The 23,354-nt window shown below is 57.8% G+C and carries 22 protein-coding genes; 13 read left to right on the top strand and 9 right to left on the bottom strand.

Going from position 1 to position 23,354, the window contains the following annotated elements; all coding sequences use genetic code 11:
• Positions 1–10: 10 nt before the first annotated feature.
• Together J1G35_RS12740 and J1G35_RS12735 are read right to left on the bottom strand one after the other, a co-directional pair.
• Positions 11–1,357: an NCS2 family permease gene (locus J1G35_RS12740; RefSeq protein ID WP_223015132.1), complete on the bottom strand. Its 1,347-nt coding sequence runs from the start codon at positions 1,355–1,357 to the stop codon at positions 11–13.
• A 192-nt stretch (positions 1,358–1,549) separates the two neighbouring features.
• Positions 1,550–1,984 carry a MarR family transcriptional regulator gene (locus J1G35_RS12735; RefSeq protein WP_223015131.1) on the bottom strand — a complete coding sequence of 145 codons (435 nt, stop codon included), beginning with the start codon at positions 1,982–1,984 and terminating at the stop codon, positions 1,550–1,552.
• Between the two features lie 81 nt (positions 1,985–2,065).
• On the opposite strand from J1G35_RS12735, the gene J1G35_RS12730 reads away from it, so the two are divergent.
• From J1G35_RS12730 to J1G35_RS12700, 7 genes are all read left to right on the top strand, one after another.
• Complete coding sequence (locus tag J1G35_RS12730) at positions 2,066–3,232, top strand: PLP-dependent aminotransferase family protein (RefSeq protein ID WP_223015130.1); 1,167 nt, start codon at positions 2,066–2,068, stop codon at positions 3,230–3,232.
• Positions 3,233–3,242: 10 nt separating this feature from the next.
• Positions 3,243–3,845: a glutathione S-transferase family protein gene (locus J1G35_RS12725; RefSeq protein ID WP_053129269.1), complete on the top strand. Its 603-nt coding sequence runs from the start codon at positions 3,243–3,245 to the stop codon at positions 3,843–3,845.
• 365 nt (positions 3,846–4,210) lie between these two features.
• Positions 4,211–4,972 (top strand): 3-oxoacyl-[acyl-carrier-protein] synthase III C-terminal domain-containing protein, encoded by a 762-nt coding sequence (locus J1G35_RS12720; RefSeq protein ID WP_262417275.1) that lies wholly within the window; start codon positions 4,211–4,213, stop codon positions 4,970–4,972.
• Between the two features lie 11 nt (positions 4,973–4,983).
• Positions 4,984–5,244 carry a phosphopantetheine-binding protein gene (locus J1G35_RS12715; RefSeq protein ID WP_223015129.1) on the top strand — a complete coding sequence of 87 codons (261 nt, stop codon included), beginning with the start codon at positions 4,984–4,986 and terminating at the stop codon, positions 5,242–5,244.
• Positions 5,237–5,881 carry a hypothetical protein gene (locus J1G35_RS12710; protein ID WP_223015128.1) on the top strand — a complete coding sequence of 215 codons (645 nt, stop codon included), beginning with the start codon at positions 5,237–5,239 and terminating at the stop codon, positions 5,879–5,881. Before J1G35_RS12715 ends, J1G35_RS12710 begins: the two co-directional genes overlap by 8 nt.
• The gene (locus J1G35_RS12705; protein ID WP_223015127.1) at positions 5,878–7,230 is read left to right on the top strand and encodes an MATE family efflux transporter; all 1,353 of its coding nucleotides are present in this window, start codon (positions 5,878–5,880) and stop codon (positions 7,228–7,230) included. Before J1G35_RS12710 ends, J1G35_RS12705 begins: the two co-directional genes overlap by 4 nt.
• A complete protein-coding gene (locus J1G35_RS12700) occupies positions 7,220–8,275 on the top strand; it encodes an alpha/beta fold hydrolase (RefSeq protein WP_223015126.1) in 1,056 nt (351 codons plus the stop codon). The genes J1G35_RS12705 and J1G35_RS12700 overlap by 11 nt, the downstream gene beginning before the upstream one ends.
• A 92-nt stretch (positions 8,276–8,367) precedes the next feature.
• On the opposite strand, the gene J1G35_RS12695 is transcribed toward J1G35_RS12700, so the two are convergent.
• Complete coding sequence (locus tag J1G35_RS12695; RefSeq protein WP_053129284.1) at positions 8,368–8,913, bottom strand: AraC family transcriptional regulator; 546 nt, start codon at positions 8,911–8,913, stop codon at positions 8,368–8,370.
• 341 nt (positions 8,914–9,254) lie between these two features.
• On the opposite strand from J1G35_RS12695, the gene J1G35_RS12690 reads away from it, so the two are divergent.
• Genes J1G35_RS12690 through J1G35_RS12665 form a run of 6 tightly spaced genes read left to right on the top strand, consistent with a single transcriptional unit; the run spans position 9,255 to position 17,192 of the window.
• Positions 9,255–10,592: an efflux RND transporter periplasmic adaptor subunit gene (locus J1G35_RS12690; protein WP_262417274.1), complete on the top strand. Its 1,338-nt coding sequence runs from the start codon at positions 9,255–9,257 to the stop codon at positions 10,590–10,592.
• A gap of 43 nt (positions 10,593–10,635) precedes the next feature.
• A complete protein-coding gene (locus J1G35_RS12685) occupies positions 10,636–11,355 on the top strand; it encodes an ABC transporter ATP-binding protein (RefSeq protein ID WP_218187623.1) in 720 nt (239 codons plus the stop codon).
• 1 nt (position 11,356) lies between these two features.
• On the top strand, positions 11,357–13,786 hold the full coding sequence (locus tag J1G35_RS12680; RefSeq protein WP_223015125.1) for an ABC transporter permease: 2,430 nt from the start codon (positions 11,357–11,359) through the stop codon (positions 13,784–13,786).
• Between the two features lie 47 nt (positions 13,787–13,833).
• Positions 13,834–15,246, top strand: coding sequence for a sigma-54 dependent transcriptional regulator (locus tag J1G35_RS12675; RefSeq protein ID WP_223015124.1), 1,413 nt, complete (start codon positions 13,834–13,836; stop codon positions 15,244–15,246).
• Entirely contained in the window at positions 15,239–16,564 is a 1,326-nt protein-coding gene (locus J1G35_RS12670) for an ATP-binding protein (protein ID WP_053129295.1), read from the top strand. Before J1G35_RS12675 ends, J1G35_RS12670 begins: the two co-directional genes overlap by 8 nt.
• Before the next feature lie 58 nt (positions 16,565–16,622).
• Positions 16,623–17,192, top strand: a complete 570-nt coding sequence (locus J1G35_RS12665) for a 4'-phosphopantetheinyl transferase superfamily protein (RefSeq protein ID WP_262417273.1) — start codon at positions 16,623–16,625, stop codon at positions 17,190–17,192.
• A gap of 28 nt (positions 17,193–17,220) precedes the next feature.
• Here the strand turns inward: J1G35_RS12665 and J1G35_RS12660 are convergent, their stop codons facing one another.
• From J1G35_RS12660 to J1G35_RS12635, 6 genes are all read right to left on the bottom strand, one after another.
• Positions 17,221–17,886 carry a DUF2807 domain-containing protein gene (locus J1G35_RS12660; RefSeq protein WP_223015123.1) on the bottom strand — a complete coding sequence of 222 codons (666 nt, stop codon included), beginning with the start codon at positions 17,884–17,886 and terminating at the stop codon, positions 17,221–17,223.
• A 183-nt stretch (positions 17,887–18,069) separates the two neighbouring features.
• Positions 18,070–19,140 carry a MupA/Atu3671 family FMN-dependent luciferase-like monooxygenase gene (locus J1G35_RS12655; protein ID WP_223015122.1) on the bottom strand — a complete coding sequence of 357 codons (1,071 nt, stop codon included), beginning with the start codon at positions 19,138–19,140 and terminating at the stop codon, positions 18,070–18,072.
• On the bottom strand, positions 19,124–20,437 hold the full coding sequence (locus J1G35_RS12650; protein ID WP_223015121.1) for a cytochrome P450: 1,314 nt from the start codon (positions 20,435–20,437) through the stop codon (positions 19,124–19,126). The genes J1G35_RS12655 and J1G35_RS12650 overlap by 17 nt, the downstream gene beginning before the upstream one ends.
• Positions 20,427–21,374 (bottom strand): 3-oxoacyl-ACP synthase, encoded by a 948-nt coding sequence (locus tag J1G35_RS12645; protein WP_053129310.1) that lies wholly within the window; start codon positions 21,372–21,374, stop codon positions 20,427–20,429. The genes J1G35_RS12650 and J1G35_RS12645 overlap by 11 nt, the downstream gene beginning before the upstream one ends.
• Positions 21,371–22,225 (bottom strand): hypothetical protein, encoded by an 855-nt coding sequence (locus J1G35_RS12640; protein ID WP_223015120.1) that lies wholly within the window; start codon positions 22,223–22,225, stop codon positions 21,371–21,373. Before J1G35_RS12640 ends, J1G35_RS12645 begins: the two co-directional genes overlap by 4 nt.
• Positions 22,222–23,340, bottom strand: coding sequence for an acyl-CoA dehydrogenase family protein (locus tag J1G35_RS12635; protein ID WP_223015119.1), 1,119 nt, complete (start codon positions 23,338–23,340; stop codon positions 22,222–22,224). The genes J1G35_RS12640 and J1G35_RS12635 overlap by 4 nt, the downstream gene beginning before the upstream one ends.
• Positions 23,341–23,354: the final 14 nt, after the last annotated feature.

The raw sequence follows: 23,354 nt of genomic DNA, 5'->3' as shown, positions 1-23,354 counted from the left end.
ATGCTCCTTTTTACAGAAAGACGAACTTAGCGATAAAAATTGCGCACAGCACCCACAGGCTTACGGAAATCTCGCGGTACTTGCCGGTGCCCGCCTTGAGCGCCACATACGTGATAAAGCCCAGGGCGATGCCGTCGGCGACCGAGAAGGTCAGGGGCATCATGATTGCGGTCACGATGGCCGGAATGCTGTCGGTGGCCTCATCCCAATTGATGTGGGCCATGCTTGCCATCATCAGCATCGCCACGTAGATCAGCGCGCCTGCGGTGGCATAGGCCGGGATCATGCCCGCCAGCGGCGCGAAAAACATGGCTGCCACAAACAACACGCCGACCGTCACCGCCGTCAACCCGGTACGGCCACCTGCGGCAACACCGGCCGCGCTTTCCACGTAGCTGGTCACCGGCGGCACGCCGACCATGGCACCGAACACACTCGACGCGCTGTCGGCCTTCAGGGCGCGGGACAGGTTATCGATCTTGCCGTCGGCATTCACCAGCCCGGCGCGCTGCGCAACGCCCATCAGTGTACCGGCGGTATCGAACATGTGCACAAAAAGAAAGGCAAATACCACGCTGATCATGCTGACATTGAATACACCTTTTATGTCCATGGCCATCCAGGTCGGTGCCAGGCTCGGAGGTGTGGAGAGAATACCGTTGTAGTGCACCAGGTCGAGAGCCCAACCGGCCAGGGTCACGGCGATGATGCTGATCAGGATCGCGCCGAACACCCGGTGGTAGCTGAGGATCGCGATCAGCAGGAAACACACTGCCGCCAGCAGCGGCGCCGGCTCGTGCAGCGAGCCGAGCTTGATCAGCGTGGCGGGGCTGTCAACGATGATGCCGGCGGTCTTCAGGCCGATTACCCCGAGGAACAACCCGACGCCGGCGCCCATGGCGTGGCGCAGGCTTACCGGAATGCTGTTGAGCAGCCATTCGCGCACCCGGGAGAGTGTCAGGCCCATGAACAGCACGCCGGAAATAAACACCGCACCCAGCGCGGTTTCCCAGTGGTAGCCCATGGTGCCGACCACGGTGTAGGTGAAAAACGCATTGAGGCCCATGCCCGGTGCGAGGCCCACCGGCCAGTTGGCGTACAGGCCCATCAACAGGCAGCCCAGGGCGGCGGCGATGCAGGTGGCGACGAACGCCGCACCGTGATCGATGCCGGCGTCGGCCATGATGTTGGGGTTAACGAAGATGATGTAGGCCATGGTGATGAAGGTGGTGAGGCCGGCGATCAGCTCGGTCTTCACTGTGGTGCCATGCAAGCGCAGTTTGAACAGGCGTTCGAGCCAGCCGTTCTGTGAGGGGGCAAGGTCCAGCGTCGGGGCTTCGGATTTGCGGCTATCCACAGCGAGTACTCCTCAAGCATTTTATTGTTATGTCCAGCGCGGTGCGCTGTGAGGTGCCGGCGGGGTTTGTTGACCAATAGGTCAGAAACTCGCACGAAGCGAATTATGCTTTTGTATACAAAGAAAGCAAATAATGTTTTCTATTTTCTGTGTGAAAAGGATGAAAGGCAGCGCTCACTCGCCACCGGGGCATCAAGGCTGGCCTGCAAGTGCCTGATTCACCGCGAGCCAGCCCGTCACCGCTTCTTCCCCAGCCTCGGCGAAGGCGCGCTGCAACAACTTCACCTGTTCACGGCGCAGCGACTGCTCGAACCGCACACCTTCCTCGGTCAATTCCAGCAGGCGTTTGCGCTTGTCGGCCTCGGACGCAACGCTGTCCACCAGGTGCATCTCCTGCAATTGGCGTAGCGGCATGTTCAGCGCCTGCTTGCTCACACCGAGCAATTCCAGCAGTTCCTTGACGCTCAACGCGGGGTAGCGTGCGATAAAAAACACGATGCGCTGGTGCACCCGGCTCAGGCCACGGCGTTCAAGCATTTCATCGGCTTTGGCAGTGAACGCCTGGTAGCCGAAGAAGAACGCTTCCATGGCTTGTTGCTGGCTGCTTTGGTTTTTAAGGTCAAGCATGTTGACGTATCCGCTCAAGCTGTCGTAATTTCGGTCAACCAGTTTGACGTATTTCCCACAGGCTTCGCTAGCGGTGACCTTATGGCCTTCTCTGAACGTGTTACGCGCCTCAAAAGCTCCTTGATCCGTGAAATCCTCGCCGCAGCCCAGCGCCCGGAAGTGATGTCGTTCGCCGGTGGCCTGCCGGCCGAGGCCATGCTGCCCGCGCTGGACTGGGATGACATGCCGCTCAACATCGGCCAATACGGCATGAGCGAAGGCGAGCCGCAGTTGCGTGAACTGCTGGCCGCCGAAGCGCGTGCGTTGGGTGTGCCGTGCCAGGCCAGTCAGGTGCTGGTGGTCAGCGGTTCCCAGCAAACCCTGGACCTGGCGGCCAAGCTGTATATCGACAAGGGCACCAAGATCCTGCTGGAAGGTCCGACCTACCTGGCCGCGCTGCAGATCTTCCAGTTGTTCGGCGCCGATTGCCTCACGGTGCAATTGGAGGCAGACGGCCCCGACCTCGCCAGCCTGCGCGCCAACCTCGAGCGTCATCGCCCGGCATTCATCTACCTGATCCCGACGTTCCAGAACCCTTCGGCCGTGCGCTACAGCGAGGCCAAGCGCGAGGCTGTCGCGGCGTTGCTCGATGAGTTCGGCGTGACCCTGATCGAAGACGAACCTTACCGTGAGCTGACCTTCGACGGCGGCAGTGCGCAGCCCATCGTCGGCCGCTTGAAAAAAGCCAGCTGGATCTACACCGGCACGGTCTCCAAGACCCTGCTGCCCGGCCTGCGCGTGGGTTACCTGATTGCCAGCCCCGATCTGTTCCCGCACTTGCTCAAGCTCAAGCAATCGGCGGACCTGCACACCAATCGCGTCGGCCAGTGGCAGGCCATGCAGTGGATCGGCACGCAGAAATACCAGCAGCACCTGGTGGAACTGCGCAGTTTCTACCGCGAGCGCCGCGACGCATTCCAGGCTGCATTACAACGCCACTTCAGCGAACTGGCCGACTGGCAAGTGCCCCAGGGCGGATTATTCTTCTGGCTGACCTTGAAACAGCCGCTCGATACCCGCACCTTGTTGGCTCCTGCGCTCGATCAGGAAGTCGCGTTCATGCCCGGTGAACCGTTCTTTTCCGAGCCGGACCAGCACTTAGGCTCACTGCGGCTCAATTTCAGCCATATCGACCCGGCCCGCCTGGACGAAGGGCTCAAACGCCTGGCCGCGGTGGTCCGTCAAGCACAGCACGCGCAAGCGGCATAAGGGGAGCCCCATGTACAAGGTTTATGGCGATTACAAGTCGGGCAACTGCTACAAGGTCAAATTGATGCTCAACCTGCTGGGCATCCCGTATCAATGGGTGGATATCGACATCCTCAACGGTGACACCGAGACCCCTGAATTCCTGGCCAAGAACCCCAACGGCAAGATCCCGGTGCTGGAGCTGGAAGACGGTACCTGCCTGTGGGAGTCCAACGCGATCCTCAACTTCCTTGCCGATGGCAGCGAGTTTCTGCCCACCGAGCCGCGCCTGCGCACCCAAGTGCTGCAGTGGCAGTTCTTCGAACAGTACAGCCATGAGCCGTATATTGCGGTGGCGCGGTTTATCCAGTTTTACCTGGGGCTGCCGCAAGAGCGCCTGGAGGAATACAAGAAGCTGCACAAGGGCGGTTACAAGGCATTGAAGGTCATGGAACGCCAACTGCAGCTGACGCCGTACCTGGTGGGCGACCAGTTCTCCATCGCGGATGTGGCGCTGTATGCCTACACCCATGTGGCCGGCGAAGGCGGTTTTGACCTGGATGCCTATCCGGGGGTGCAGGCGTGGTTGGCACGGGTCGCCAGCCATCCCAAGCATGTCGCCATGCTGGACTGATCTGCGGGCGCCTGGGGGCCGATGATTGCGCCACCCAGGTTGCGGTCGTCGGCGCGCTCGTGAGTTATTTAAAATTCCATTTGTGGGACCTGCAAATGGGAAATTAATGCCTTTTCAGCAATTGGAGGCAAAAAGCACACTCCGTTTCTGGGACGATGTGGGTAATTTCTATATGCACTAAAAATTACTCCATGTGGGAACGTATGCTGCCAATTAATTATTTATGTTGGTTGCCGGATCGTATTTCATTAGTCCCCTTGAACAGGCTTGAACAGTCCCATGATTTAAAGCCGGGGGCTTGTAAGGTACTTCAACGGTATTACTCTTTATGCTCAGTCGGAATGTCTACCAGAACCCATGCGCACATGCTGCTGGAAACACTCGGCGCGCTACTGGTGGCGAACCCTGATATAAAAAAAGTCAAAGGCTGCCTGGTGTATGCCAAGACACAAACGCATAACACGTTCTTTGATAATCATTGGCTGGAAGAGATTGCACAGGCCTGTGGAATAGGTCATTGGGAAGTATTGAGCGTCAGCTTGAACCATTGTGCGTCTGCCTTATCGGCGATTCATTTATTAAAGAACCGCTTGGTCAAACGCGCTGAGCCCATGCTCCTGCTTACCGGAGAAAAGGCTTTTCACAGTGCTATCAGCCGACTCGACAATGGCGTCATGGCCGAAGTGCCTGCGGCGATGCTGCTCAATGCAGGGCCCGCCCAGTGGGCGGTGACGCATACGGCCGTCCGGCACTTGGCGTCCTTTTATGATAATTACCGGCAGGAACCTGCGGTGCGCCGGCGCGAGTTATATGCGTCGTTGGAGCAGCACTATCAGGATTTTTATCTCCATGCGCTGGATACCTTCAATGTCTCGGCAGACAGTATCGACGCCATCGTTCCAGGCAACCTGGATCTGCCCATGCTGCAACGGGTGGCGGCCAAGCTGAACTTCAAGGGTGTTTTATTTACTCAGCATATTGGCAACTATGGGCATGCTTATTGTTCGGATGTCTTATTTAATTTGTCGGTCTTGTTGGAAACGTTCGCGGGTAAAAGAATTCTCTGCCTTACCATGGGCATGGGCGTCACGCTCTCCTGTGCTTTAATCGAAAAAACACCACACTAACGAGGTTTTACATGTCACATCTTCTCTTGGCGGTTAATGAAGCGCTCAACGATGTTATGGCTTCGGCCGTGTCGGTCAATAGCGACACGGACTTTAACGAAGATCTGGATTTGGATTCGGTATTGTTTGTACAGTTCTTGTTGACGCTCGAAGAAAAAGTCCCAGGCCTGATGTTTGAACCCGATCAAATCAATCAGGATGCCTTTACCACCGTGGGTAAGTTGATCAGTTGGATTGAGCAGCACCTGCAAGTGGAGAGCTCATATGCCTGACGGCCCGTTCAACCCTATCTATCAGCTGTTTGCGGGCCATGAGCCCGCAGAAGCGGTGCGGCTGTTACGCCTTGAACTGACCCCTCAGGCCCGCCGCGCATTCAGCCAGGGCTATCAACTTGTGCCTGGCGACCGAACGCCGGCGCATGGCCAGTCACCGCAGGCGGACAGAGTACTTGCCTCCCTCGGCCTGGATCTTCAGTTCCTGGGCGGGGAGCCGGCGGTCGTCGACGAGGGGACCCGCTTGACGGTCTCTATCGCTGCCCGTCTGGGGTTGCTCACGCGCATGCTGGGCATGAGCTGGACGCACTTGTCCGAGCGGCGCAGCTTTGGTACGAAAACCACTCGCCATCAGTTGATCAAGGCTGAATTCGCGGACCTGAGCAACCAGTGCAGCCTGCTGGTACTGCAGTGGGAAATGCGCATCGCCGCCCAGGATTTCCAGGATGCCGAAGAAGACCATTGGCAGATCACCCAGCTGACCAATCGCGCGGAAAAACTCATGGGCGGGCATGGCTATCTGCTTGGTGCGACGCACACATTGTCTTACCTCTCGATGATGTTCTACAGCCTGTATGGCAAAACGAATGGCCGTGACGGCCTGCCACGGCGCGAGAGCCTGGGGGAGGCCGTGTGACGACATCACCGGGTATTGCCCTGTCGCAAAGCCAGGGGATGGGACGGGATATCGCGGATCTGCTCAAGCTGGCCTGGCCCATGATTATCGTGGCCGTCGCGGTGTCGTTTTCGCAGAATATCCAGACCGCCATTTTGGGGCACGGCGCCGAGACCACCTCGATTTACTGGCTGTCAATGATCCAGCCGTTCAGCTTCTTGTTCCTGGCGATCCTCGAATGCCTGGCGATCAGTAACCAGGTATTCAGCGCCCGTTCCTTGAACCTCTGGTCAAAACAGAAAGTCTTGACGGCAACGTCGATTCTGGCCGTGCTGGGTATCGTGATTGTCGCCTTGCTCAGCGGCACGATTGCGCTCTCAGCGCCTTGGCTGGAGAAGCTGCTGCCCGTGTCCGGCGGCGGCTTTTACCGCGAGGCGCTGCCCCTCTACTTCCTGTCGATGTTGCCGTTCATTCAGTTGGAAATGTGCAACAGCGCGCTGCGAGGGCAGGGCAAGAGTGCCGTGAGCATGCTGCTGGTGATTGCCTATATCGTCCTCAATGCCGGTATTTGCTACACCGGCTACCATGTCTACGGCTTGGGGTTCTATTCCATTATCGTGGCCAATGCCTTGGCGTCCGGCCTGTTGATCCCGGTGGCGATATGGCTGGTATGGCGGGTCGGTCACCAGCAACAGGATGACCGACCGCAGGCGTTCGTACCGCGATTGAAAGGTTTGCTTCAACAGGTTGGCTTGCCGATTTTCGCGTCTTTTATCGTGGTCTTCTTCAGCTCCCTTCTGGTGTTTCCACTGATAGGCACCTTGGGTGAGCAGTATGTCGCCGCGTTCCTGATCATTACCAAGATCAGGATGTTCATTGTTATTCCCGCCGTGGCCTGCGGTTCGGCGCTGGCGATATTGATCAACCAGCGGTTGACCATCAGCAGCGGTGAGGGACTCAAGCGGTTGTTGCACCGCGGGCTGATGTTTATCGGCGGGCTCTATCTTGTGCTCACGGTTGGCGTCTATTTCAGTGAAAAGACACTGATAGGCGTTCTTTCCGGGGATGGGCCGATCCGGGAAGCCAGCAGCCAGATGATGCTGATCTTACTGCCGACATTTTTTCTCACGGCATTCGTGGCGTCTCTGCAGGCATTGCTCGAACAACTGGACCAGGCGCGTCGTGTGCTGATCTTAACGGTGATCATAGAGTTGCTCATGGTGATCGTGCTGTTGGTGGGTTGGGACCGTTTCACAAACCTGAATGCGATCCTGAGCATCATCATCGGGTTCAGTACCCTTTACTTCCTGGCCTTTGCCAATGAGTACTGGCGGCTCGCGAATAAAATCGGGAGCGAGCATGTTCTTTAGTGTTATCTATCCGCTGCTGTTGGTCGTTTCGTTGATCCACCAGAATTACCTTCGCGTGCTGGTGGTGATGCGGCTTCGGCCGACATTGCTGATGAAGGCCAGGGTCCGGCCCACCACGCACTATGTACGCGTCTGCCGTTACATCAGGCTGTTCGACCTGTATTCGTTGGACATGATGTCTTCCTACCTGTCAGCGCTGTATGCCCTGCATCTGTTTGAAAAGACCCGGCCGTTGCCCTACAAACCCGCGGAAATGATGTTGCTCAGCCAGTGTCGGCAGGAGAACTTCAGCTGGCGGCATACGTTCGTGAAAATGTTCATTTACCCGCAACCCGAGCAGCACGCCGAGAAAGTCTTACTGCTGCATGGCTGGGACGGGCGAAGCATCATGCTCCGACACCTTGCCCAGCGTTTGCAGGCCAAAGGGTACACCGTCTTCGCGCCAGACCTGCCGGCGCATGGGGTGTCTCCCGGCAAGGGTGTGTCTTTCTACGATCTGTCCAAGGCGGTGCTCGATATCGAGCGGCAATACGGTCCTTTTTCAGTGGTCGTCGGTCATTCGTCCGGCGGCTTGGTGGGCTGCATGGCTGCCTTGCAAGGGCTGCCCCTCAAGCGAATGATCCTGATCAGCAGTCCGTGCAGCTTCGGCGAGATGCTCGACAGTTTTGTGCTCAACAACAAAATGCCCAAGCATATTGCGACATCGATGAAACAACTCTACCGACTGCGTTACGGCGTCAACCCCGATAAGATCGGGCCGGAGTTAATCGCAAAGATAAAACAGCCTGTGCTGATAGTGCATGACAAGGGTGACGTGAGTATCGATCTGGCGGATGCCATGGTCCTTAGCCATGTACTGGGCAAAAGCAAACTGATCGTCACCGAAGGCAAAGGGCACAACGGTGCATTGCGCGATGCTGCAGTGTTCGGCCGTATTGCAGCGTTTCTGGACGCGACAGCACAGGAGGATTATGCCGCGATACCTGATCCCGTATTACGCCTGCGCGCCACGTTAAACCTGGGAGCCCAGGGTTCGAAGGGTTAGTGGGTATGCGCCACTCGGCGATACCCACTGTCACATCCTGGCTGTTTCCACCTCCCCTCAAGTACTGATTCCGCGCCTGGCTGATTGATGGGTTATATCGAATTGATATTATTGATCAGCATATTGCGCGAGAAACCAATCCGTTGCATGCCAAAGATAAAGTCATATTCGGACGATTCTTTCTTGGCTTCCTGCCTGACCGACTTCATGACGTACTGTTTGAACTTCAACGGCGTTTCGTTATAGGTCTTACTGAAGCTCCGGGAAAAGTGCGGCAATGAGGAAAAACCACAAGCATAGCTAATGTCGGTCAATGACCAGTCCGGGGCCAGGTGAATAAACTCCTTCGCCAGGGCAAGTCGGACTTTCCACATCCACTTTATGGCCGTTACGTTGTAAAACAGATTGAACATTCGACAAATATCGAATCGGGTTTTGCCACAGATTTTTTCCAGGTCTTCCAACGTGATCTCCTCGGAAATATTTTCCAGGATGTAGTTGATCGCGTTGACCATGCACAGCGCTTTTTCAGTGTGTGCGTGTTTGCCGTAGATCTCAAAATGACGTTTATACAAGTCGTCCATTATTTTTTGAGTGAAGCCGTTTTTTTCAGCATTCGAGATTTTAATTTCCCACATACAGACTCCGTTCTGCAGCGCTCAATGGCGAAGGTTTTTATTATTGGGATCACGTGTTGACTCCTTCATGAGTACGCAATTGCTATGCCAGATTTTCGGCGCTTTCAAGTAACTGTTTGTTAAGTATTTTTTTTGCCTTTTTCGATTTCGGGAATAGGCAATCCCATTTTCGCAAAGGTTTTATTGTTGTGCTTATTTTGCGTCCCACTATTGGGACAGGCGCGTACGTGGGGTTTCGCTATTGAAATCAGCTAATAAAAGGTATCGGTGTGACTGGCGTTCCGAAAATGAGACGGCCCGCAGCTGAAAGCGGGTAGAGCATTTCATGGATTGGATTTTATTTGTTTTATATCAGTGGTTTATGTGATTTTGTTGTTCTGGCATGGAAAGTGCTTTGGCGTATTCAAGTGTTTAATATTGGTAGAGCCATGGATATCTCGATCCCGCAGCCGGGAAATAAACGCATATTGAAAAAGCACAGTAAGGCCATCGCTGGCGGGGTCTTTTTGCTGGTGCTGTTGCTGGTGATCTACAACTACCAGTTCTCCCCTTATCAGGTGGCGCGTAGCAGCGTGACAATTGCCGAAGTCAAGTATGGTGATTTCGCCGTCGAAGTACGTGGCAATGGTGTGCTGTTACCCTTGGATATCAATTGGGTGGCGGCAAACGTCGACGCCAGGGTGGAGCAGGTGGTTTATAAAGCCGGGACGAAAGTCAGCAAGGGAGAGTTGCTGGTTGTCATGAGCAACCCGACGCTTGAACAGCGACTTCAGGAGAACCAATTGGAACTGAATGCGCGCCGCGCGGAAACCGAGGCAAAAAATGCTGAACTGCAAAATAAAGTACTGAATCAAGAGGCGTTGATGTTGGAGGCGAAGAGTCGGCTGCTCAGCTCTACCTTGCGCCTGGCCGCCCAGAAAAAATATATAGCGGCCGTGCCCCGGCTCGAATATGAAACCACGCGCATCCTGACGCAACAGTACACTCAGCAGGTCGGTTTTGAAGAGCGGCGATTAAAGACACTTAAGCTCAGTGTCGAAGCGGACAAAAAGGCCAACTTCATGCGCCTGAATAAAATGGAGTCGCAAGTTGCATTGAGCCAGCAGGAGGTGGATTCACTCAAGGTTAAATCACCGATAGATGGCATCTTGCAGGATGTAAAAGTCCAGGCTGGTCAGCGGGTAACAGTCGGCAGTGATATTGCCCGTCTGGCCAAAGAGAAAGAACTGTATGCCGAACTCAAGGTGCCTGAGTTGCAATCGCGCGATCTCGCGGTCGGGCAGGCCGTCACCATCAACACGGGCCGCAGCCGTTTCGCCGGTGTGCTTTCCAGGGTGGATCCAGCGGTAACCAACGGTACGGTCAAGGTGGATGTAACGTTCAATGAGCCGTTGCCACAAGAGGCGCGTCCCGACCTGAGTGTCGATGGGTTGATCGCCGTGACCAAAATCAATAATTCGCTTTATGTCGAGCGCCCACCGTTCGCGCAGAGTAACTTGCCCTCTATGCTCTACCTGTTGGATGAAAAGAGCCGTTCAGCGACCAAAATGAAAGTCGTGTTCGGGCAAGGTTCTGCGGACTACATCCAGATCACCAGCGGGCTCAAGGCTGGCGACAAAATAATTCTCAGTGACAGCACTGCGTGGCAGGGGGCCGATCAGATTGCAATCGCAAAATGATGCAGCGCGCGCCTGCCAACGGAACAATGCCCAGGAGACAACGATGATGGAACCTTTGGTTGAACTGACGGATGTCAATAAAGTTTTCCTTACTGACGAAATCGAAACCCATGCGCTCAGCAAGATCACGCTCACCATTGCAAAGGGCGAGTACGTGGCGATATCGGGGCCTTCGGGGTGTGGGAAGTCGACCCTGCTCTCTGTCCTGGGGTTGCTGGACACGGCTTCCAGCGGCACCTATCAACTGGCGGGTCACAACGTCGAAAACATTTCCAAGAAACAGCGTGCACAGGTACGCAACCGCGACATCGGGTTTATCTTCCAGTCGTTCAATCTCATCAGTGACCTGACGATCGAAGAAAATGTCGCACTGCCACTGACCTACCGCAGTGATATTTCCAAGACAGAGCGCCAGGCACGCGTGTCCGAGGCGCTGGCCAAGGTCAACATGTCCCACCGCAGCCGTCACTATCCTTCACAACTCTCTGGCGGGCAGCAGCAGCGTGTCGCAGTGGCCCGGGCCATTGTGGGCAATCCCACCATCCTGCTGGCGGACGAACCCACCGGTAACCTGGATTCGCATAACGCAGAAGCGGTACTGGACATCCTCGACAAACTGCATCAGGAGGGTGCCACGATCTGCATCGTGACCCACGATCCTCGTTCGGCGGAGCGGGCCCAGCGCAGTATTGTCCTGTCTGACGGCAAGGTGGTCGGCGATGGAGAACTGGCGCGGCAACTGACCCTGGTGAAGGAAGCATAAGATGCTTTTTGACATTCGTTATGCCCTGCGGTTACTGCTCAAAAGCCCCGGCTTCACTTTTGTCACCGTGCTGATCATGTCCTGCGGGCTGGCACTGACCCTCTATATGTTTTCGGTGATCAACACCATCATGTTCACCGCGCTGCCCTATCCCGACGGCAAGAGCATGGTGTTGGTCAATCCGACCGTGAACAGCGTGAGCCTGAGTGATTCCGGGCTGAACTACCTGGATTACAGCGACATCAAGGCGCGTACCTCCCAGCTCGACGATGTGGGGTATTTCTACGCGGAGCGTGCGGATATCAGCGATGGCAGCAAGGCCGTTTCCTATATGGCCATCAGAAATACGCCTGAGATGTTCTCCTACGCCGGGGTCCAGCCGTTCATGGGCCGGGTGCTGAATAACGAAGACGTGCAGTCCGGAGCCGCGCCCGTGGCGGTCATCAGCTACACGATGTGGCAGAACTATTTTGCTTCCGATGCGCAACTCATTGGCCGCGATATCACCATCAACGGCGTTCACACGCGCATCGTCGGCATCATGCCGCAGAATTTTGCCTTTCCCTTTTTCCATGACCTCTGGCTGCCGTCACAGCTTGAGCCTTCGCAATACCTGGTGCGTAAAGGCGCGCCGGAAGTGTCTGTCTATGCGCGCTTGAAGGAGGGCGTGACCCTTGGGGACGCCAATCGCGACCTCAATCGCGTGATGCAGTCACTGGCGCAGGAGCATCCGGAAAGCAATAAGGGGCTTTCAGCGCAGGTGCTGACGTTCCAGGAAAACTTCATGGGGGAGGAGACCACACCGATCTTCATCGTCATGCTGATCGCCGTCAGTTTTGTGCTGCTGCTGGCGTGCTGCAATGTCGGCAACCTCTTGCTGGCACGAACGACTGAGCGTTCCAAGGAAATAGCGATCCGAGTGGCGTTGGGCTCGCCTGCTGGCCGCCTGGTGCTGCAAATGATGTGGGAAAGCCTGTTTATCTGTTTCTTGTCCGGCGTGGTGGCGGTGTTGCTGGCGGCATGGGGCCTGGAGATCACCAATCAGATACTGCCGGGTTTCGTTCCCAACAAAATCCCGTTCTGGTGGCAGCTGTCACTCGATCACCTGTTGGTGGTCAATGCACTTGTCCTGGTGATCCTCACGGCGGTGCTCACCAGCGCACTGCCTGCATGGAAAATTGTCCGTGGCAATTTCAACGATGTGTTGCGCGATGGCACCCGTGGCGCGCAGAGCCGTGGCGCTGGCCGGGTCTCGCGGATTCTGGTGATTTTTGAAGTGGGCTTGTCCTGCTCCATCTTGTGCATCAGTGCGCTGTTTGCGTTGCTGGTCTATCAGGCGACCCGGGCTGACTACGGCGTAGACACCCGCAACTACCTGACCGGGCAGATCCACCTCAACGTCAACAGCTACCCGGATGATGCAAGCCGTATCCTGTTTTATCAGCGCTTGCGGGACGCAGCAGCGGCGATTCCGGGCGTTGAAAGTGCGGCACTGACGACCAGTGCTGTAGGACAGTTCACTGTTCCGCGTCAGGTAGATGTCGACTCGTCGAACAACAACACTAACGAGCGCTGGTCGTACCCGATGGTCAATGATGTGCAGGTCATGCCCGGCAGCTTATCGGCAATGGGGATCACGCCCATTGCGGGCAGGGAACTGGCCCACAATGACACCCAGGATTCACAGCCGGTGGTGGTGGTCAGCCAGTCTTTTGCCGAGCAGTCCTGGCCTGGCGAACGCGATGTCATCGGCAAGCGCCTGCGGTTCCGCGAGGGTGATGATCAACGCTGGTATAACGTCGTGGGCGTAGTGCCCAACGTGATTCATGGGCGTCCGTTCAGCGCCTTCCGGCATCGCACTACGGTCTACCGCTCCCTGGAGCAGCAATCGGCGTCCTCGTTGATGCTGGTACTGCGCGCTCAACACCCGGAAACGCTTGGGCCAGCATTGATCAGTGCGGTCCACCAGCTGGACAGCAATCTGTCCGTCAATCAGATCCAGACCTTGAGTCAACGCCTGGCACGTAATACCGCCGGCTTGCATTTTATTGCCAATCTTTTCATGTTGTTTGGCTTCGTGGCGATGATACTGGCGGCAACAGGCATTTATGCGGTGATGTGCAACCTGATCAACCAGCGCACGCAGGAAATTGGCGTACGCATGGCCATGGGGGCCACGGAGAATAATTTGTTACGTATGCTGATGCTCCAGGGCGGCAAGCAGTTATTGACCGGTCTTATCATCGGCTTGCCGCTGGCCTTCTTCGTGGCGCCTAAACTGACGCACGTCCTGGGTAATGGAAACACGCCCTTTGCGCTTCTGTTCTGCATGGTGGCACTGATGATTTCGCTGGTCGTGGCGCTGGCGGTCTGGCTGCCGTCCCGACGGGCCACCAATATGTCGCCCGCTGACGCGATTCGTTATGAATAAACGATCGCCGTGCTCACAGGCACGGCGGTGCAAGTTGGAAGCTTGGAATGAACGATAAAAAACACATCCTGGTTATAGATGATGACGCCGGTATCCTGACCAGCCTCGATATCCTCTTGCGTATGCAGGGATATGACGTGACGGTGGAAACCCAGGCCGATCGCTTGCTTGCCCATTTATCGGCCAAGCCTTTCGATCTTGTACTGATGGACATGAACTTCCAGAAGGACACCACCTCGGGCATGGAAGGCCTGCAGTTGCTTGCCGAAATGAAGAAGTTCGACGATTACCTGCCGGCTGTAGCGATGACGGGATGGGGCAGCGTCGACATTATCGTCAACGCCATGCGCGCGGGGGCGGCCGATTTTATTCAGAAGCCTTGGGACAACGAGCGTTTGCTGAGCATCGTTCAGCAGCAGATAACCCTGAGCCAGGCGCGTCGTTCCGGCGAGTGCCTGCGCGAAGAAAACAAGCTGCTCAAATTGGCGCTCGAAGACGATATGGACGGTGAGTGGGTGGTTCGCTCGCCGGCGATGAAACGCCTGGTCAGCCTGGTGGAACAGGTTGCAGTGACCGATACCAGCGTGTTGATCCTGGGCGAAAATGGCACCGGTAAAAGCCTGCTCGCGCGCTACATCCACCAGATTTCCGCGCGTGCCGAGCACAGCATTGTCGAAGTGAACATGGGCTGCATCAACGAGCAGCTGTTTGAAAGCGAGATGTTCGGCCATGTCAAAGGTGCCTTTACCGATGCGCGCGAGAACCGTATCGGCCGATTTGAACTGGCGGACAAGGGCACCCTGTTCCTGGATGAAATCGGCAATCTGCCATTGACCCAGCAGGTCAAGTTGCTGCGAGTGTTGGAGGAACGGCAGTTTGAGCGTGTCGGTTCCTCGCGAACCCAGACCACTCAATGCCGGATCATCGCCGCGACCAACTCGGACCTGGAAAAAGCCGTGGCAGAAGGGCGGTTCCGCCAGGACCTGCTGTACCGGATGAACCTGATCCAGATCCAACTGCCGCCCCTGCGCGAGCGTCTGGAAGATATCGAGCCGCTGACCGAGCGCTTCCTCAAGCGTTTTGCGCGCAAGTACAACAAACCCCGGCCGATCTTATTGCCCCAGGCTCGCCAGGGGTTGCTTGATTACTCATGGCCCGGAAACATCCGCGAGCTGAGCCACCTGTTGGAGCGCGCCGTGTTGCTGTGCCGCGCCAATGTGATCGACCTGGAAGACCTCTGCCTGCCGTTTTCGGGCGCCTCCCCGAATACCCAGGGCACGGCCAGTATCCTGCCGGCAGACTTGACAGACGCCTGCACCCTGGCCGAAGCCGAGGAAACCCTGCTGTTACAGCGCCTGCGTCAATACGATGGCAATGCGGTCAAGGCGGCCGAATCGCTGGGGCTCAGCCGCAGCGCTTTTTACCGCCGGCTTGAGAAATTAAAAATTTGCCATGAGTAAATTTTACGACTCGTTTGAAGTACGCCATCTGCTGCTGTGCAGCCTGGCGCCGGTAGGTGGAATTATTGCTTACCTGCTGCTGTGGCTTTTCCCGCACCAGTCCATTTACCTCAAGTGCTTCACCCTGTTTATTTTGTGCGTGACGCTGGTGTATTTCTCGTATCACTTTTTCCAGCAGTTGCTCTACAAGATAAACGTCATCTCCAATTTGCTCGAAGCGGTCGAACAGGAAGACTTCAGCCTGCGCGGGGTGACTAACCGGGCAGGGGCCTTCGAGGGGGTCATCGAGCAGATCAATGATATTTCCAGCCAGTTGTCGCGCCACCGCCAGCAGCAACGAGAGATGGATTTCCTGCTGCAAAAAGTCATTTCCAATATCACCGTTGCCATCTTTGCCCTGGACGCCGGCCATCGGTTGATCTGGTGCAACAGCGCCGCGTCGCGGATGTTGGGCACATCCCTGGAAAAGCTGATCGGCAGTACTGCCAGCACCTGGCAGTTGGATAGCCTTTTGCACAACGCCAACACTGAGCATCCGGTCGTTTCCGATCACGAAGGACGGCCGGGTCGCTACAAAGTCAGCAGTGACACCTACATGGTCGACGGCCTGCAGAACGTGCTGCTGTTTGTCAGTGACGTTGACGACATGCTGCGCCAGGAAGAGCAAAAAGCCTGGCAAGACTTGTTGCGCGTCATCAGCCATGAAATCAACAATTCCCTCAGCCCCATCGCGTCGATCAGTCAAATGCTGCAGCAACACTACCGGCATCATTCCGACAACTTGCCACCCGGCTTTACCGAGGGCATCGACCTCATCAACCGGCGCGCGCGCGAACTGATCGCGTTTATCAGTAGCTATCGGCAACTGAGCAAACTGCCGCCGCCCTTGAGGGAACAGGTGGATCTGGCGGTCCTGGTTGCCGAGTTGCCGCTGCTGTTTTCCCACCGGGTGATTACCCTGAGCGGACCGCGTCCGTTGATGGCCAGCCTCGACCGGGTACAGATCCATCAGCTGTTGATCAACCTGATCAAAAACGCCGATGAGTCCATGGGCAGCAGCACCGACAGTATCGATATCGAGTGGGCCGAGGAGAAAGGCCGCCTGCTGATCATCATCCTGGACCGCGGCCTAGGACTGACCAATCCAAAGAATCTGTTCGTTCCCTTCTATACCACCAAGCCCAACGGCACCGGCATTGGCCTGATCCTGTGTCGGCAAATTGCTGAAAGTCACGGCGGTTATTTGTCCTTGGAAAATCGCCATGACCAGACCGGGTGCAAAGTCATCATCAATTTACCCCTGCAATCCCCTGCCTGAACTGCACGCCGGTCGGGGGGTGTGCCTGCTTCGGCATTTTGACCAGGCGGGGCCGGACATGACGGTTCGCCAGCAGGCGCAACACTGGTTGCACCAGGTGCTGGCGGCCTGCCTGGCGATCCCGGTCGATCACTTGCGTATTGCCAGGACCCCGGCCGGTAAGCCTTGGTTGCCTGACCACCCGTGGTTGCGTTTTAACTTGAGCCACAGCGGTCATTCGGCCGCGATCGCGCTGTGTCGGGAACTGGAAGTCGGGGTTGACCTGGAGCAGGTCAGCGGCAAAGTCGCAGTAAAAAGAGCCGTCGCCCAGCGTTTCTTCCACCCGGATGAGCAACGTTGGCTGGCGCTTGACGAAGACGACTACCTGGTGCGCTTTACCCGGCTCTGGAGCCTCAAGGAAACGTGGCTGAAGGCCCGTGGGACAGGGCTGAGCCAGTCGCTGGCGGGCTTTTGTATCATTCCCCCGGCGGGCGCGAGCGGGTTGGCGCCGGTCGTGGTGGAGCCTGCCGTCGACGTGGGGCAGATTCATTATTGCGAGGTCCGAGGGCAAGAGCGGTTTTGCCTCGCGTACACGGCGATCGGTGCGCCGCAGCACTCGCCCGTTCAATGGCAACTTGCCGGCCATTGAACGAGCGAGGCTGTTTACACCCCCTCGCTTACGTGCAGTCAGAGGTGGAAATTTCGCTGGCAAAAGAGCCCGTGGCGCCGGTATCGACTTGAGCGGATGGGCTGACAGACAGGCGTGCGCCGGCAGACAGGCTGCCGTTGATCCGTGGAATGTGGCACAGGGAGGATTGCGCGCCCATGCTCATGCGCACAGTCGCCACATCGGCGGTGAAGGGCAGCGGTTTCTTGTTGAAGGTACCGCCCATTGCCAGATCAAGCACCAGTTCTGCGGTCTTGCCTTCGATCTGGATGTCGGCGCCCATGCTGCCGGCGACCGTCAGTTTGCTCGAGTCGACGGCGCACGCAGGCGCCACGATGTTTACCCCGGCCTTGCCCACCAACCCGGTCAGCGGCTTGCTGGTGTACAGGGTGATATCCAGCGTGTGGGAGACAAAACGATCATTCTCACCCGCCTCATTGACCAGTAACAACGCCTTGTCTTTGCTGCTGATCTTGAGCTTTTCCAGGGCGGCGGCTGAGCCTGAAACCACCATTGAAGGCGCGGCAGCGCACTTGATCGACAGGTTGATGCCCTGGCGGACTTCAACGCTGTCGAAGGCGTCCAGGGGCAAAGTTTTTTCGGCGGCCAGTGCTGCATTGCCGGCCGTGCCCGCCAGCAATGCCAGCATCAGTTTCAGCGTTCTCAGATTGTTCATATGACCTCTTATCAAACTTAAAATAACTTACTGATTTCAAAGGGTTAAAATTTCACCCTGGAGTCTTGGGTGGTGCATAAACAATTTCAGGCGACTGCATTCCTGTGGCGAGCCGCTCACCACACGGATCCCAGTTTGCTGCGCGACAGCGCTACGTCGAAGAGGTAGGGGGACCTCCCTCTTTCACAGTAATGTCGCCAATGTGCGCAGTGTTGTTTCAACACTGTCCTGGGGCATGCCAAAGTCCACCAGTCCAGCCACTTCGTCGATGCCTTCGCGCTTGAGCTGCGTGAGCTGCTCCAGGCACTCGGCGGCAGAGCCAAACAAACCGTAATGGTTGAGGTACTTCTCCACGCCCCACTTGAGCTCGTAGGCCTGCTTTTTGTCGGTCTTTTCCTGATCAAGCATAGAGGGGGTATTGAGGTTTTCCGACAGCTGCATAAACGCACGCAGATAGCCCGTCAGGGCCGGGCGCAGGCGTGGCAACAGCGATGCCCGGTCTTCTCCGGCCTGGGTATGCATCATCAACGTGACCGTGCCGCCTGCCGGGTCCAAGCCGGCTTCCTGGCGCGCCAGGCGATAGCTGGCGCAGTTTTCCTGCAACTGTTCACGGCTTTGTGCAACCAGGTGCGTCAGCACATTCAAGCCACGTTTTCCTGCCTCGCTGAACAACAGGGGATTGCTTCCCGTGGTGACCCACGCCCCGATGGTGCGCTGAAAGGGTGGCGGCCAGGTTTGCAACGCGACCGGTTCCGGCTGCGCCGGCAGGGACAGTTCATGGCGCGTCACGGACTCACCGCGCCACAGCGCCTGGACCTGCTCCAGAGCCGAGAACAGCACCGCATGGCGCTCACGGTAATTCTGCGCATTGAGGACGAAATCATTACGTTGCCAACCCGCTGAAAACGCTACGCCGACCCGGCCGCGCGAGAGGTTATCCACCAGCGCCCACTCTTCAGCGACGCGCAGCGGATCATGCAAGGGCAGCACCACGCTGCCGGCGCGGATTGCGATACGGTGTGTACAGACCGACAACGCGGCGCTGATGACAGACGGATTGGGAAACATCCCACCGAAGGTGTGGAAGTGCCGTTCAGGCGTCCAGATAGCATGAAAGTTCAGCGCATCCGCCAGCCTGGCGGTGCTCAGCAATTGCTCATACTTCTCTGCAAAACTGTCCCGGGCGACATCGGAAAAGCAAAACACGCTGAGCTTCGGGATTGCAGCTCCCGCCGGGCTAGGCGATGCATTCATGCGCGGTGGCCTTGTCTACGGATTCGATGGTGAAACAGATAGCACCCCTGGGCATCACATTGAGCGCATACGTCGGCGTCAGGGCCGCAGGGGCAGTCGAGGGCGCGAGCGAAAGGCGTACATGGCAGCACAGCGTTTCAATCGCCGAGGTGAGTTGGTCGAGTGCCAGCGCCATGCCTACACAGTTGCGCTTGCCCACGCTGAAAGGGATGAAGTGCTCCCGCGCGATCTTCCGGCCCTCAAGAAAACGCTCTGGCCGAAAGCTCAGGGGCTCGGGCCAGTAAGAGGCGTTGCGATGCACCAGCCAGGGTGAAAACAGCACTTTGGTGCCCGGCGCAATCACCGCACCGTCGATCACGAGTGGGTCTTGGGTGCAGCGTTCGACAAAAGCTGTGACGGGCGTAATGCGCAGTGTTTCCTTGACGATGGCACTGGCCATGTCGCGCTTGCCGCGCTGATGTTCTTCACGGATCCGGTCCTGGTAGTGGGGGTGCCGTGACACGTGGGCCAGGCACCACAGCAATGCGATCCCGGTGTTGTCCACGCTGGCCGCCAGGTTACCCAGCAACAGGCTGACCGCCCGCTCCCGTTCCTGGGGCTGGGCATTGACATCCAGGGACTGGCAGAAGCGTTGCAACATGGCGACGTTCTGGGTGGCGTCAGCCTGGGCAGCTATCAATGGCCCGACCATGGACTCCAGTGCCTCACGGAACGTGGCCAGGGCGGGGTGTTGGCACAACTGGGCATGATCCACGCTCGACTCGGCGACGATCAGTTCAAGGTAGATCCGGCGAAAGTGGACCATCAGGATGTCAAGCTGCGCAGTGCTGGCCGTGGTGCCGACGAAGCCCTGCGCAACGCACCTCAAGGCCCACTGCAGGCAGATTTCCTGCATGGAGTCTGTCTGCGGTTCATGGAACCGGTCCACCAGCCATTGGGCGGCATCGTGGGTGCCCTTTTTCAGCAACGCCAATTTGGGATTGACCGTCGCCAAGGTCAATTTTCGCGCCAGGCTCCACTCTTCACCCTCCCTTGCAGTGATCAGCGATTGGCCCAGCAGTATCCGCCTGGCTGACGTGCTGTTTGCCAGCTCCTTGGGAAAGCTGCTTTCGTTATCGAGGAAAAACCGGATATGTCGAGCGCCCGCGAGCAACAGTGCTTGATCATCGTCGTCGGCGATCCACACCTTATCTCCATGCTGGCGACAGGCACTTTCAGCAATTTTCAGGAAGCCCAGTTGTGCATACTGAGCTGCGGACGGCCTGAAAGTCGGGATTTCATTCGGGTTACTGGGCATGAACGGGCTCCGGTGAGGCGTCTGAGGTCACAGCGGCGCAACCGACCCAGCCACCCAGGCCGACCGACAGCAGCAGGGCAGGGCGGCCGGTGTCCTGGGGCGCATAGCGCTCAAGCAGCAACAGCGGGTCCGCGCTGAAACAGTGCCCGCAATCGCTGATCAGGTCGGTGGCGACAGCCTGGTGGTGGTTGTCAGGGTGGCGCAGCCAGGTTTGCCAGCTGAGGCGGTTGATGTTGTGCGGCAGCAGCCAGGCACGCTTGCGCAGGTCTTGCGGGTAGGTGGCCAACGCGTGTGCGACCAGGTCGTTGTGGGACTGATAAAAACGCTTGATGTCTTCGCGGCTGCCATCCAGGCCCTGCCAGAACCCGGGATGATAAAAACACTGGATGCCCGACACCTGCCGCTGGCCGCCACCGGGCTTGAGCAGGGCGGCTGCGAACGCGTCGCCGATCATTGTGCAGCCGGGTACATAGCGTTCGGCCAGGTCGAAGTCGGCCAAGGTGTCGCCCACCAGCAGCGCGATACAGCGATGCTTGCCGCCCGCCAGCAAGCGTTCGGCCAGGCGTAACCCCCAGAACACGGTGGCGCAGTTCTGTTGGTTCAGGTACAGCAATGGCGCATCGGCGGCGATAACGTTCGACTGCTGCCGCAGGGCGGCGAGGTTGACGCTTTGGCGCCAGGAGCCGGCCGGCAGGCCCTGGATCAAGATGACCGCGTCGATCTGCTCCCCGTCATCCAGGCTCGCTGCCAGTTGTTGCAGCAGGGCCTGGAAACACCCTTCGGCGCTTTCTTCATTGGCCAGGGTAGAGGCCTGTCGCAGGCCGAACAATTGGCCAAAGGTCCGGGCTTCCGCAGGGTTGCCGCCGCGATGAGCAATGACCTGATCGATCGACACCCTGGCGGGTGGAATATACGTGGCCAGCGCAGCGATATTCATCGTGGGCCTTCTGCGGCGGCGAGCCCGCAGACGCTGATGCCATTGTCGTTTTCGCTGATCAGCAGGTAGTCACGCTGCGGTTCCCAAAGCGTGCGCAAGGCAACGAAAGGCGCCGCGCACACCAGGTGCGGGTTGATCGCAAACGCGTGAGCATCGGCGGGCGCGACCTCCAGCAGCCGGGTAGGACCGATCAGGGTCACGCGGCCCTTGGCCAGGCCCAGTTGCTCGATCGCCTGCGACAGCCATCCAGCGGACCATTGTGCAAGGGACGCACGCTTGAATCCCCGGTAGCGCAACCCGCGTTGCTGTTTGTTCACCAGGCACACACAGGCATTATTTTGCGGTTGCAGGGCCTCCATCAGAGGTGAGGCATACATCAGGGTCTTCTGCTCGGCAATCAGTAGCAGACCGTCCTCGTCTTTGCCGGCCAGGCAGTCATTGAGACCGTCCAGGGCGAACAGGGCAGCGTCCGGTCCGCGGTCGCTGATCGCCATCGCCAGGCAAGCGGAAAGCCCCATTTGATGGATGGCGGCATTCACCACTGACGTGCCCATGTGCAGGTCCGGCGTCCAGTGCGCCATCAGCACGGTTTTGACCCGTGCAGGCTCGATGACCTCGGCCAAACGCGGCAGCAGCACGGCGATCATATCGCAGAAGGCCGCGCGCTCCGGGCTGTTGATCCAGGCGGGAACCCGCTCGTCCTGCGGGCTGAGCGTCTGGCCGTTGGCCGCGAAGAAGTGCTGCACATAGGAACGCCAATGCGGGATCTCGGTTTCCCATTCCGGCTGCGGCGTTTCGGTGTGATGAAACGACTGGAACACGATATCGGCAGGATCGAGGCAGAGCGTCACAGGCTTACCCCCTGGGCGACGGGCGGGCGGAAGCTATTGAGCCGGTGGATATTGCTGGTGCCCTCCATGTATTCGAACGAAAAGCTGTCGCGATAGCGCTTGCGCAGCAACCGGTCTTCCAGCCAGTCGTCAGGGTTCAGCCAATGGGGCAGGCGGCACGCCGTTTGCTCAACCAGGCGGCTGGCATTGAGCTTGAGCTGGCTGGTGAGGGCATGCTGGTGCTGGCCGTTGCTGTAGCCCTCGGCCAGGGTGAGCATCTGCTGATAGACGGCATGATAGTTGCGCCATTGCCCGGCGACCCAGCGTCGCACCGTGGCCGGCCGGGGGCGACTGTCCAACGCGCTGAGCAGGCCGAACGTGGTGCCCAGGGCCATGGCCGCCACCATGGGGCGATGACGTTCGAACACCAGGCTCAGGGAGTTGAGCCCCTGCAGCAGTTCGCGGCGCTCGTGCCCGAGGATATTTTCCTGTTTTACCGCGTAATCCTTGAAGGTCAGGCGCGTTAATCCGGCACCGGCCAAACCGACGGTACCCAGCGGCTCACGCTGCAGGGTGGGCAGGGTGTCATCGGGAAACACCATCACCAGTCGCTGGCTCTGCTGATAACGCGCAAACACCAGCCCAGCGCTCGCCAACAGGGCGCCGCCGATCAGCATCTTGGTGCCATTGAGGCGCCAGCCCTGTTCACCGTGGGTCAGCTCAGTGCCGATGGCGCCGGCATCCGAGCCGATCTGGGGCTCCGTGACGGCAAAAAAGGTCCACGCCGGGCGTTCGGCAAAGCAGGCAAAAAACCGCGCCTGTTGCTGTTCATCACCCAGGGTCAGGATCGCACGGGTACTGAGGGACGCTCCCGGCAACAGCATCATGGCACTGGCATCGGTGCGGCTCAGGTACTCGATGATCTGCAGGTGCCGGGCGTAGCTGACATTGGAAAATGCCGCGGTTTCCCAGGGATTGAAGCGCGAAGGTATGCCGATGCAGGCAACGCTCCTGAGCTCCGGGTGATCCAGATAGGCAATCGCTTGCTGGAGGTCACTTTCCGCGAGCTGGCCTGCGGTAAGCAGTCGCTCTGACAGCGCGTGAAGTTGTGGATAGCAGCGGGTGATATCGCTCATAGGTGGCTACGTTC

This window comes from Pseudomonas sp. SH10-3B (genome assembly GCF_019891415.1).
In the GTDB taxonomy this organism is placed as follows: Bacteria; Pseudomonadota; Gammaproteobacteria; order Pseudomonadales; family Pseudomonadaceae; genus Aquipseudomonas.
The sequence above is the reverse complement of the archived record's forward strand: the minus strand, read 5'-3'. Positions and strand labels throughout refer to the sequence as shown.